General features: G+C 71.6%; 12 protein-coding genes and 1 tRNA gene. 4 read left to right on the top strand and 9 right to left on the bottom strand.

Features of this window, described 5'->3' with window-relative positions; genetic code table 11:
- Positions 1–214 precede the first annotated feature (214 nt).
- From RAB71_RS19675 to bioB, 5 genes are all read right to left on the bottom strand, one after another.
- The gene (locus RAB71_RS19675) at positions 215–997 is read right to left on the bottom strand and encodes an SDR family oxidoreductase (protein ID WP_010341869.1); all 783 of its coding nucleotides are present in this window, start codon (positions 995–997) and stop codon (positions 215–217) included.
- Positions 998–1,530: 533 nt separating this feature from the next.
- The gene (gene bioH, locus RAB71_RS19670) at positions 1,531–2,292 is read right to left on the bottom strand and encodes a pimeloyl-ACP methyl ester esterase BioH (protein WP_010341868.1); all 762 of its coding nucleotides are present in this window, start codon (positions 2,290–2,292) and stop codon (positions 1,531–1,533) included.
- A 49-nt stretch (positions 2,293–2,341) separates the two neighbouring features.
- Entirely contained in the window at positions 2,342–2,695 is a 354-nt protein-coding gene (locus RAB71_RS19665; protein ID WP_010341867.1) for a hypothetical protein, read from the bottom strand.
- Complete coding sequence (bioF, locus tag RAB71_RS19660) at positions 2,692–3,897, bottom strand: 8-amino-7-oxononanoate synthase (RefSeq protein WP_010341866.1); 1,206 nt, start codon at positions 3,895–3,897, stop codon at positions 2,692–2,694. Before bioF ends, RAB71_RS19665 begins: the two co-directional genes overlap by 4 nt.
- 100 nt (positions 3,898–3,997) lie before the next feature.
- Positions 3,998–5,035, bottom strand: coding sequence for a biotin synthase BioB (bioB, locus tag RAB71_RS19655; RefSeq protein WP_010341865.1), 1,038 nt, complete (start codon positions 5,033–5,035; stop codon positions 3,998–4,000).
- A gap of 49 nt (positions 5,036–5,084) precedes the next feature.
- Between bioB and RAB71_RS19650 the strand changes: the two genes are divergently transcribed.
- Entirely contained in the window at positions 5,085–5,816 is a 732-nt protein-coding gene (locus RAB71_RS19650; protein WP_087943464.1) for a ComF family protein, read from the top strand.
- Positions 5,817–5,861: 45 nt separating this feature from the next.
- Here RAB71_RS19650 and RAB71_RS19645 read toward each other — a convergent pair whose 3' ends face one another.
- A complete protein-coding gene (locus RAB71_RS19645; protein ID WP_010341862.1) occupies positions 5,862–6,341 on the bottom strand; it encodes a GNAT family N-acetyltransferase in 480 nt (159 codons plus the stop codon).
- 231 nt (positions 6,342–6,572) lie between these two features.
- Positions 6,573–7,481: a 4-hydroxybenzoate octaprenyltransferase gene (ubiA, locus tag RAB71_RS19640; RefSeq protein WP_010341861.1), complete on the bottom strand. Its 909-nt coding sequence runs from the start codon at positions 7,479–7,481 to the stop codon at positions 6,573–6,575.
- Between the two features lie 332 nt (positions 7,482–7,813).
- On the opposite strand from ubiA, the gene RAB71_RS19635 reads away from it, so the two are divergent.
- Positions 7,814–7,890, top strand: a tRNA-Arg gene (locus RAB71_RS19635).
- Positions 7,891–8,129: 239 nt separating this feature from the next.
- Positions 8,130–8,972 carry an alpha/beta fold hydrolase gene (locus RAB71_RS19630; protein ID WP_010341860.1) on the top strand — a complete coding sequence of 281 codons (843 nt, stop codon included), beginning with the start codon at positions 8,130–8,132 and terminating at the stop codon, positions 8,970–8,972.
- A 78-nt stretch (positions 8,973–9,050) separates the two neighbouring features.
- Here RAB71_RS19630 and RAB71_RS19625 read toward each other — a convergent pair whose 3' ends face one another.
- Entirely contained in the window at positions 9,051–10,604 is a 1,554-nt protein-coding gene (locus tag RAB71_RS19625) for a YifB family Mg chelatase-like AAA ATPase (RefSeq protein ID WP_010341858.1), read from the bottom strand.
- A 13-nt stretch (positions 10,605–10,617) separates the two neighbouring features.
- Positions 10,618–10,887 carry an accessory factor UbiK family protein gene (locus tag RAB71_RS19620; RefSeq protein WP_010341857.1) on the bottom strand — a complete coding sequence of 90 codons (270 nt, stop codon included), beginning with the start codon at positions 10,885–10,887 and terminating at the stop codon, positions 10,618–10,620.
- A gap of 176 nt (positions 10,888–11,063) precedes the next feature.
- Here RAB71_RS19620 and RAB71_RS19615 point away from each other — a divergent pair, with 176 nt between their 5' ends.
- Positions 11,064–11,402 carry a P-II family nitrogen regulator gene (locus RAB71_RS19615; protein WP_010341856.1) on the top strand — a complete coding sequence of 113 codons (339 nt, stop codon included), beginning with the start codon at positions 11,064–11,066 and terminating at the stop codon, positions 11,400–11,402.
- Positions 11,403–11,458 lie beyond the last annotated feature (56 nt).

Below are 11,458 nucleotides of genomic sequence, written 5' to 3'. Positions count from 1 at the left end.
CGGTGGCGCGGATCACCGCGTTGCGCACTTCGCGCCGATCCAGCGGCGCGACCGCCGCTACGTACTCCCGATGTCGAATCCAGCCGGTTCCTTATCGCCGCCTTTCCCTCGTGGCCAGCGTGGTCCGCAGATCATCATGTTCAGCGCCTCGCGCCGACCAAGCGGCGCGACCGCGGCTGTGCATCCCCACTCCCGAATCCCCAATCCCGGCTCTTCAGAACGTCCCCGGATAGCTGCCGCCATCCAGCAACAGGTTCTGTCCGCTGAGGTAGCCGGCCTGCGCGCTGCACAGGAAGGCGCAGGCCGCGCCGAACTCCTCCGCGGTGCCGAAGCGCCCGGCCGGGATCTGCTGGCGCTTGCGTTCGGCCAGCGCGGCGGGGTCGATGCCCTCGCGCTGAGCGGCGTGGGCGATGTTGCCGCGCAGCCGGTCGGTGTCGAACTGCCCGGGCAGCAGGTTGTTGATGGTGACGTTGTGCGCCACCGTGCGCCGCGCCAACCCGGCGACGAAGCCGGTGAGGCCGGCGCGCGCGCCGTTGGACAGGCCCAGGCTGTCGATCGGCGCTTTCACCGCGGCGGAGGTGATGTTGACGATGCGGCCGAAGCCGCGCGCCTGCATCGCATCGACCGTGGCGCGGATCAGCGCGATCGGCGCCAGCATGTTGGCGTCGAGCGCGCGCAGCCAGTCCTCGCGCTCCCACTCGCGGAAATCGCCGGGCGGCGGCCCGCCGGCGTTGTTGATCAGGATGTCGACCTGCGGGCAGGCGGCCAGTGCGGCGGCGCGTCCTGCCTCGGTGGCGATGTCCGCGGCCACGGCGACCACCTCGCCACCGCCCTCGAGCGCGCGCAGCTGCGTCGCGGCCGCATCGAGCCCGGCCTGGCCGCGCGCCACGATCGCCACGTGCACGCCTTCGCGGGCCAAGGCCTGCGCGCAACCCAGTCCCAGCCCCTTGCTCGCGGCGCACACCAGCGCCCACTTGCCGGCGATTCCCAGGTCCATGCTTGCACTCCGGTTCGATGGAACCAGGATGATCGGATATCGGTGCGGTGGCGGCCAGTGTCGCATCGCGACGTTGAGGACACTGAGCACGCACGGCAGGTGCAGGAGTGGCTTGGCTGCGCAGCGTTTTGCTGCCATGCGTCGCGACTGCAGTCGCTCCCACAGGGGTGGCCGGCATCCTTGTGGGAGGGACTTCCGTCCCGACGCCGGAGGCTGTCAGTCGGCTTTCGGCGTCGCTTGTCGCGGCGGCACGACAGTTGAATCCCACGGCGGAGCCGCTTGCGTCTTTCTGACGTCGGTGCGGGTCGCGTGATGCAGTGTGCCAGTCAACTGTCATGCAGCGCGCGACGCGCGAGGTGGTGTGCGCTTTCCGATGGCGCAATGCGTCGGGACTGAAGTCCCTCCCACAGTGCACCCGGCGGGCTCGCCGCAAGCGCCTGTAGGAGCGGCTTGAGCCGCGACCAGATGCAGCAGGCGTGTCGCGGCTGAAGCCGCTCTTACGACAGCATCGTGGAACGCGCGGCGCGACGCCGCTAGTCCAGCGTTGCCAGGAATCCGCGCAGCGCCTCGGCCACCGTATCGGCATGACCGAGGAACGGGGCGTGGCCGCCGCCGGCGACGATCAGTGCGCGCGCGTTCGGCGCCAGCGCCGCGGCGGCCTCCATGCCCGCGGGTGGGACCAGGCGGTCGCGCTGGCCGCCGATCCACAGGCTGGGCACGCGCAGGCCGGGCAGGGCGCGGCGCAGGTCGGTGCGTTCCAGCAGGGTCAGGCCGTCCTGCAGCACGTGCGGGTCGGGCGCGCCGCGGGCGTCGAGCGCTTCGCGCAGGGTGCGCAGTTCGGCGCGTGCGTGCGCCGAACCGAGCGTGTCCAGCGCCAGGAAGCGGTCGAGGGTGCCGCGGTAGTCCTCGGCCAGATCGTGGCCGAACTGGGCGAACACCTGCGGCTCCACCGCGTGCGGCCAGTCGCTGCCGCGCACGAAGCGTGGCGTCGCCGCGAGCATCGCCAGCCCGCGCACCTGCGGTTGCGTGGCGGCGGCGTGCAGCGCGAACAGCCCGCCCAGCGACCAGCCCAGCCACACTGCTGGCGGCGTGGCCGCGGCGATCGCGCTGACCACGTGCGGCAGTGCCAGCGGCGTGTCGTCACCGCGGCTGTGGCCGTGCCCGGGCAGGTCCACCAGATGCAGGCGGTACTGCGCCGACAGGCGCTCGACCAATGGCGCGAAGATGCCGCCGTTCAACGCCCAGCCGTGCAGCAGGACCAGATCGGGGCCTTGCCCCAGGGTGTCGATATGCATCGTCGTCCGTCGTCGCGAGGGAACAGGAAAGGCCGCTTCGGCCGTCGCGTCAGTGCGAAGCGCGCTGCGCCAGCACCTGCGGCAGCAGTAGGCGCCACTGTCGGCGCGGGTAGTCGCGGGTGCACCAGGCGGATACGCGATGCGCACCGCGACGCTGCTCGATCGCCGCGCTCAGCCAGTCGCCGTCGATGCCTTGCCAGGCGCCGGCGGGCGTCAGCAGGTTCGGTGCCAGCCGCGGATGCACGTCCTCGCGCAGCATCTGCCACAGCGTGTCGGTGGCGAACGGCGAGGCGGCGAGTACCGCGGCGATCTGCGCATGCCGCGCGTCGACCGCATCGTCCAGGTACAGCTCGGCCAGCGTGTCCCACACCGCGCGTCGCGCGGCGAGGTCGGTTGCGCTCACGCTGGCACGCCGGGCGGATGCGCGGCCACGCGATCGCGCGCCAGCGCCAGCGCATCCAGCAGCGCCTGCACCTGCGCCGGTGTGTGCAGTGCGGACAGGGTCACGCGCAGCCGCGACTTGCCTTCCGGCACGGTCGGCGGGCGGATCGCCGAGACCAGGTAGCCGGCCTGTTCCAGCGCCGCCGACCACGCCAGCGCGGTGCTCTCCTCGCCGCACAGCAGCGGCTGGATCGGCGTGTCCGAGGCCATCAGTTCCAGGCCATGGCGCCGCGCGCCGCCGCGGAACAGGGCGATCAGCTCGACCAGGCGTTCGCGCCGCCACTGGTCGCGCCGCGCCAGCTTGACCGCCGCCAGCGATGCCGCGGCTTGCGCCGGCGGCAGCGCGGTGGTGTACAGATACGGCCGCGCGGTCTCGGCCAGGTGCCGGATCAGCGTGGCATCGCCGACCACTGCGGCGCCGTAGCCGCCCAGTGCCTTGCCCAGGGTCACCAGTTGCAGCGGAACGTCGTCGACACCGAGGCCGGCCTCGGCGACGCTGCCGCGCCCCTGCGGGCCGATCACGCCGACGCCGTGCGCGTCGTCCACGTACAGCAGCGCCTGTTGCGTGCGCGCCACCAGCGCCAGCGAACGCAGCGGAGCGACGTCGCCGTCCATGCTGAACACGCCATCGGTGGCCAGCATCGCCGCACCGTCGGCGGCGTGCTTGAGCTGGCGCATCGCGCCTTCGGCATCCAGGTGCGGATAGCGGCGCAGGCGGCAGCCGGCCAGGCGGCTGGCGTCGAGCAGGCTGGCGTGGTTGAGCCGGTCCTGCACGCACACGTCCTCTTCCTCGCTCAGCAGCGCCTGCTGCACCGCCAGGTTGGCGATGAAGCCGCTGCCGAACAGCAGCGCCTGCGGGTAGCCGAGCCAGTCGGCGATCTCGCGTTCCAGCGCCTCGTGCAGCGCATGGTGGCCGCACACCAAGTGCGAGGCGGTGGCGCCGGCGCCTTCGCGCGCGGCCGCGTCCTGCAGGGCCGCGACCACTTCGAACTGCTGCGCCAGGCCCAGGTAGTCGTTGCTGCAGAAGCCGGTCAGCCAGCGGCCGTCGACTTCCAGGCGCACGCCGTCGCGGCGGCCGACGCTGCGGCGCATGCGCAGGCGCCCCTGCGCTTCGCGCAAGGCGCGCGCGGACTGGATGCGGTCGTGCAGGTCGGGACGGGCCATGGGCGCGGGACGGGCATCTGGCGGGCTAGCGTAGCGCGTCCCCGGCCAAGCCGGACGCCGCCGGCGATGGACGGCCGGATCGGCGGACGGACGCGCGGCGTCAGACCAGGGCGGCGGCGATCGCCGGCGGGGTGGTGATGTCGGCGTGCACTGTGCCGGGATGGTCGTGCGCGTCGGCATCGACCATCACCTGCATCGGCCGCAGCCCCAGCCGTGCGAACAGCGCCTGGTCGCGCTCGGTGTCCGGGTTGCCGGTGGTCAGCAGTTTCTCGCCGTAGAAGATCGAGTTGGCGCCGGCGCAGAAGCACAGTGCCTGCAGTTCGTCGCTCATGCTCTCGCGCCCCGCCGACAGCCGCACCATCGCCCGCGGCATCGCGATGCGCGCAACGGCGATCGTGCGCACGAACTCGAACGGATCCAGCTCGACCGTTCCGTGCAGCGGGGTGCCGGCGACCTGCACCAGGCGGTTGATCGGCACCGAATCCGGATGCACCGGCAGGTTGGCCAGCGCCTGCAGCAGGCCGGCGCGCTGGTCGCGCGACTCGCCCATGCCGACGATGCCGCCGCAGCAGGTCTTCAGGCCGGCGTCGCGCACGTGGGTCAGCGTGTCCAGGCGGTCCTGGTACTGGCGGGTGTGGATGATCGAATCGTAGAAATCCGGCGCGGTGTCCAGATTGTGGTTGTAGTAGTCCAGTCCCGCCGCCTTCAGCGCCTGCGCCTGGTTGCCGTCGAGCATGCCCAGGGTGGCGCAGGTCTCCAGGCCCAGCGCCTTCACCTCGCGGATCATCTCCGCCACCTTCGGGATGTCGCGGTCCTTGGGCGAACGCCAGGCCGCGCCCATGCAGAACCGCGAGGCGCCGGCGGCCTTGGCCTGGCGCGCCTTGTCCAGCACCGCCTCGGTGCTCATCAGCTTCTGCGCCTCCACGCCGGTGGCGTAGCGCTGCGCCTGCGGGCAGTACGCGCAGTCCTCCGGGCAACCGCCGGTCTTCACCGACAGCAGCGTGGACACCTGCACCTGCGCCGGATCGAAGTGTTCGCGGTGCACGGCGGCGGCGCGGTGCAGCAGTTCCGGGAACGGCAGGTCGAACAGGGCGAGCAATTCCTGGCGTTGCCAGTCGTGTCGGACGACAGCGGACATGGGGGTTTCCTGACGGTCAGCGGCTGGGAAAGCGGGCAGTCTGGTGAGCATGCAAAGTCCTGTCAACTTCGTGAGTGGCGGTTTGGTTGACGGCGGCTGGCGCTGGCTGCAGCGCCGCCTGCTGCCGGAACGCTGCCTGGTCTGTGGCGAGCCCGGCGTGCCGGGCCTGGACCTGTGCGCGGCCTGTCGCGACGGCGTGCCATGGAATGCGGCGGCCTGCTGCCGCTGTGCACTGCCGCTGCCGGCGCTGGATGCCGAGCAGGTCTGCGGTGTGTGCCAGCGTCGGCCGCCGTTGCTGGAGCGGGTCGCCAGCGCCTGCGTATACGCCGCGCCGGTCGATGGCCTGTTGCGCCGCTTCAAGTTCCACCAGGACCTGGCGGCCGGACGCCTGCTCGCCGCGCTGCTGCAGACTCGCTGCGCGGCCTTGCCGCGGCCGCAGGCGCTGTTGCCGGTGCCGCTGCATCCGGCCCGGCTGCGCCAGCGCGGCTACGACCAGGCGCTGGAACTGGCGCGGCCACTGGCCCGCGCGCTGGAGCTGCCGCTGTGCCTGGACATGCAGCGGGTGCGGGCGACCGCGGCGCAATCCGAACTGGATGCCCGCGCGCGTCGGCGCAACCTGCGCGGCGCGTTCGCGGTACCGGCCTCGGTGGCATTACCTGCACATGTGGCGCTGATCGACGACGTGATGACCACCGGCGCGACCCTGCACGCCGCGGCAAAGGCGCTGCGCCGTGCCGGCGTGGAACGAGTCGATGCCTGGGTGGTGGCGCGGGTGCCGTGAGCGTCCGCGTGCCCGTCGTCCGCGGATGTGTGCGGATACCTGCCGTCAGGCAATCCGTTTCGACATACGGTAGTTGTGCAGCATCACGCCATTGAAAAAGAACGCGTTGCGGGAGTCGAGCGCGAAGCCGCGGCGTGCGAAGAGACGGCGCGCGCCCTCGCTTGCTTCGACAGACAGCACGGCGATGCCGGTCTTCTGAGCCACCGCCTCCAGTTCGGCGCAGATCCCCGAGCCTATGCCGGTTCCCACCCGCTCCGGGTGACAGTAGAGATGATCGATGTGGCCGTCCGGCTCCAAATCGCCATAGCCGACGACCACGCCCGTTGCGTCCACTGCGACCAGGATCGTCCGGTGTACGGCTCGCCTTAGATAGGTGCCGGGGTCGGGGCGCGACGGACTCCAGGCCGCGACCTGCTCGGCCGAGTAATCGCCGATGCCTGCCTGGCGCACGGACGCATGGAACAAGGTGGCAAGCGCGTCCGCGTCGGCAGGCGCAAACGCACGGACACGGATCGGCATCGACATCCACGGAGCATAAGGCCGCATGCGATAGCGGGAAAGCGGCGGCAGGCCGGGTTTCGCGTCAGGGCGGCCACGGCGGACTTGCAGGCACAAGGCGTGGAACGGATCGAAATGGCAATGCCGCCGGGTCTGCGCGGCAAGCGGGGATGGCCCAGCTGCGTTATCGGCGGCGCTCGCGCCAACCGCGAGCAGCGGCCTGCGATTTCCTCACGCTGTGGCCGCGAGTCGGTGGCCTCAGTGGGATGTCGCGCGCAGCGCCAGCGACGCGGCGATGCCGGCGAAGATCGCCAGGCCGACCCAGTTGTTGTGCAGGAAGGCGCGGAAGCAGGCTGCGCGTTCGCGGTGCCGGGCCATGCGGAACTCGGCGGCGACCAGCAGCGCCGCCACGCCCAGCCCGGCCCAGTACCACACGCCCAGATCCGCGCGGTGGCCGACGAAGGCCAGGGCGACGAACATCAGTGCGTACAGCACGCCCTGGATGACCAGGTCCAGTTCGCCGAACAGGATCGCGGTGGACTTGGAGCCGGCGCGCAGGTCGTCCTCGCGATCGACCATCGCATACCAGGTGTCGTAGGCGGTGGCCCACAGGATATTGACCGCGTACAGCAGCCAGCCCAGCGCAGGCACCTCGCCGCGCACCGCGGCGAAGGCCATCGGGATGCCCCAGCCGAAGGCCATGCCCAGGTAGACCTGCGGCAGGTAGGTGTAGCGCTTGAGGTAGGGATAGCTGGCGGCCAGGAACAGCCCGACCACGCTCAGGCCGATGGTCAGCGCGTTCATCGTCAGCACCAGTGCGAACGCGACCAGCATCAGCAACGCGAACACCGCCAGCGCCTCGCGGCCGCTGACCGCACCGGTGGCCAGCGGCCGGCTGCGGGTACGCTCGACCTGCGGGTCCAGCCAGCGGTCGGCGTAGTCGTTGATCACGCAGCCGGCCGAGCGGGTCAGCCAGACCCCGGCGGTGAACACGAACAGCGTCCACAGTGGCGGTACCCTGTCGGCAGCCAGCCACAGCGCCCACCAGGTCGGCCACAGCAGCAGCAGCACGCCGATCGGCCGGTCGCCGCGCAGCAGTTTCCAGTACTGGCCCAGGCGCGCGCGCGGCGGCAGCGCGGCAGGCGTTTCGTAGCGTTCGTAACCCATCGTGCAAGGGTAGCAGCCACGTCGTGCGGGCGGCAGCACGCGGTGTTGTGCGCTTGGCCCGCGCTCCGCGCGCTGGCGGCGGCAGCGCGAGGCGTCGGCGGTGCTGGTGGCGCTGCGGATGCGCGCTGGTGGTCTGTCCGGCGCCAGACGGACGACACGCCGGCGCGCCTGCGACGCCCGGCGTTCGATCGGCCCCTGCGTCATCCGGGTGCCGCGCACCGCTTGCCTGGACATCGGTGCAGCCGGATCGGACTGGCCGTGGCGCCGTTGCCGCAGCGAGTTGCGGCCGGGGGAGACGCGGCCGACGAATGCCGTTAGAATGCGCGTCCGTTGCGCCCGTAGCTCAGCCGGATAGAGTAGTGGCTTCCGAAGCCATTGGTCGGGGGTTCGAATCCCTCCGGGCGCGCCATCCAGTCCTGCCCTTGCGTCCTCCGCATCGTCTTTTCGACGAGCGCGTGCTTGGTCAACAGGCCCGCAGGCGCCGCAGCGCGCATGCCGGCGACGCGGCTATCGTATGCGCATGCCAGCGCTCATCGTCCCCATTCCTGCTCTTGTGCCTGCCCATCCTGCCGCCTGTTGCGCCGCAGATGCCAGCATCGTCGGCCCGTGCCTGCGCATCGGGCGCTCCGCGCAGACTTGCGCTCGGACATGACCATTCCGCGTACCGTCAGTCCACGCACCGCGTTGCCCAAGCCCGCCGTCCGCCGGCTCGGTGCGGACGATGCGCTGGCCTATCTGCGGGTGGGCGAGGGCGCGCCGGTGCTGCTGGTGCACGGGGCGCTGTGCGACTACCGCTACTGGGCGCCGCAGGTGCGCGGCCTTGCCGACCGCTTGCAGCTCAGCGCGCTGAGCCTGGGCCAGTACTACCCGCGGTTGCCATCGGCGTCGCGGCATGCGTTCGGCTGGCGCTGGCATGCGCAGCAGCTCGCCGCCTTCATCGCCGAGGAGGCGCGGCCGATGCATCTGGTCGGCCACTCCCGCGGCGCCGCCGTCGCCTGGCAGGCGGCATTGCTGCGTCCAGACGCGATCGCCAGCCTGGCCCTGTTCGATCCGGGCGGCCCGCAACCGCAGGGCCTACCGGCCGCGGTGCAGGCGGTCCGCGCGCAGGCGATCGCGTTGCTGCAGGGCGGCCAGGTCGAGGCCGGTCTGGAATGCTTCGTCGATTCGGTCAGCCAGTCCGGTGCCTGGGCGCGCAGCAGCGCGAGCTTCCGGCAGATGGTGCGCGACAACGCGCAGACCCTGATACCCCAGATCGCGGATGCACTACCGGCGTACCGACCCGAGCAGGCTGCCACCCTGATGATGCCGGTGTTGTTGGTCGCCGGCGAACGCAGCCCGGCGCAGTACCGCGACAACGCCGCCGCGCTGGCGTCCTGGCTGCCGCAGGCGCGCCACGAGGTGCTGGCGGGGGCCTCGCACGGCATGACCTTCACCCACGCCAGGCGGTGCAATGCCTTGCTCGCCGAGTGGGTGAACGCTGCCAGCGGGTAGGCGCGTATGGCAGGAGATGCGCTCGTCCATCGCTGCCGGGTGCCGAAGAGCGGGACACACCGGCCCCCTGCGGCGTCTTCAACCGACCAGGCGGCGTGCTCCGGGTGACGTCAGACCCACGGCGCTGGCCGTCGGCTCGCAGCGGTCCAGTTGCCGGTACGCGATGGCCTCGGTCAGGTGCGCGGTGGCGATCGCGTCGCTGGCGTCCAGGTCGGCGATGGTGCGTGCCACGCGCAGGATCCGGTGCAGCGAGCGTGCCGACAGCCGCAGGCGCTCGATGGCCTGTTCCAGCAGCGCCTCGTCGCGCGGTTGCAGGCGGCAGTCGCGCAGCGTTTCGCTGTGGCCGAGCTGGCCGTTGGGCCGGCCGGCGCGGGCCTGCTGGCGTTGTCGTGCCTGTTCCACGCGTTCGCGCACGGCGGCACTGGACTCGCCTGGCGGCGCATCGGCGCGCAACGCCTGCGGCGGCAGCCGCGGTACGTCCACGTGCAGGTCGATGCGGTCCAGCAGTGGGCCGGAGATGCGTGCGCGATAGCGCCGCACCGCGTCCTCGCTGCAGCGGCAGCGGCCGCTGGGGTCGCCGGCCCAGCCGCAGGAGCAGGGATTCATCGCCGCGACCAACTGGAAGCGCGCAGGGAACTCGGCGCTGCGTGCCGCGCGTGACACGGTCACCTGGCCCGACTCCAGTGGCTCGCGCAGCACTTCCAGCGCATGCCGGTTCCACTCGGGCAACTCGTCCAGGAACAGCACGCCATGGTGCGCGAGCGAGATCTCGCCGGGACGCGGATGGCTGCCGCCACCGACCAGCGACACCGCGCTGGCGGTGTGGTGCGGTGCGCGGTACGGGCGTTGCCGCCAGCGCGCCGGATCCACGCCGCGGCCGCTGACCGAGGCGATGGCCGCGCTCTCAAGCGCCTCGGCTTCGCTGGCTTCGGGCAGGATCCCGGGCAGGCGCGAGGCCAGCAGGGTTTTGCCGCAGCCGGGACTGCCGATCAGCAAGAGGTGGTGATGCCCCGCCGCGGCGATCTCCAGGGCGCGCCGCGCCTGCGCTTGGCCGCGGACGTCGCTCAGGTCGGGAAAGGGCGCGGCGACCGCCGGCGGCGCCGTCGCCGCAGGCAGGGTCTTGCTGCCGTTGAGCAATCCGCAGACCTCCAGCAGGGTGCGCGCGGTGAAGGCCTGCACGTGTTGCGCCAGTGCCGCCTCGGCGCCGTTGTCGGCCGGGACGATCAGGGTGCGCCCGGCCTCGGCGGCGGCCAGCGCGGCCGGCAGGACCCCGTCGACCGGGCGCAGTTCGCCGGTCAGCGCCAGTTCGCCGAGGAATTCGTACTGGCCGAGCACCTGCGGGTCGAGCTGGCCGGCGGCGGCGAGGATGCCCAGCGCGATCGGCAGGTCGAAGCGGCCGCCCTCCTTGGGCAGGTCGGCCGGCGCCAGGTTGACGGTGATCCGCCGTGCCGGGAATTCGTATTGCGCGCAGAGCAGGGCGGCGCGGACGCGATCGCGCGATTCGCGTACCGCCGCCTCGGGCAGGCCGACGATCTGGGTGGCCGGCAGGCCGCCGGAGAGATGGACTTCGACCCGAACCGGAGGCGCAAGCACCCCCGCGCGGGCACGGCTGTGCACCAGCGCCAGGCTCATGGTGGCGGGTGGATCAGGCGGTGGGGCTGGGCGAGGGCCCGCTGCGTGCCGCTTCCAGCGCGGCGACGCTGCGCTCCAGCGCCTCGAGCTTCTCGCGGGTGCGCAGCAGCACCGCGCGCTGCACTTCGAATTCCTCGCGAGTGACCAGGTCGAGCTTGCCCAGCCCGGCCTGCAGCGCGCTCTTGAAGGTGCTCTGCAGTTCGTCGCGGGATTGGCGCAGGCCCGGCGGCACCAGGTCGCTGAGGCGGCGGGCGAGGTCGTCGAGATGGTTGAGGTCGATCATGGTTGTGCTCCGGCAGGTGGCGTCAGAGTGCGGTACCCGGCAGGTCGGGACCATCGGGATCGGACGCGGCGCGCTGTCGGAAAATTCCGGCGTTGGGGGCGCGCGGCCATTGAACCCGACGGCCGGGAATCGCGCAACCGCGCTATCCTGACGCCATTGTGATTGGAGAACGCCGCATGAAGATGATCATGGCCGTGATCAAGCCGTTCAAGCTCGACGACGTGCGCGAAGCGCTCGCCGCGCAGGGCGTGGCCGGCATCACCGTTACCGAGGTCAAGGGCTTCGGCCGGCAGAAGGGCCACACCGAACTGTACCGCGGTGCCGAGTACGTGGTCGATTTCCTGCCGAAGGTGAAGCTGGAAGTGGCGGTCAGCGAGGACCAGGTGGAGCGCGTGGTCGAGGCCATCGTCAAGGCCGCCGCCACCGGCAAGATAGGCGACGGCAAGGTGTTCGTCTACGACCTGGGCACGGTGGTGCGGATCCGCACCGGCGAACTGGACGCGGACGCGCTGTAACGCGCTCGCCGTGGCTGCATCGCCGTGGCATGGATGGTGTCGTGTAGGAGCGGCTT

It is taken from the genome of Xanthomonas sacchari (assembly GCF_040529065.1).
In the GTDB taxonomy this organism is placed as follows: Bacteria; Pseudomonadota; Gammaproteobacteria; order Xanthomonadales; family Xanthomonadaceae; genus Xanthomonas_A; species Xanthomonas_A sacchari.
The sequence above is the reverse complement of the archived record's forward strand: the minus strand, read 5'-3'. Positions and strand labels throughout refer to the sequence as shown.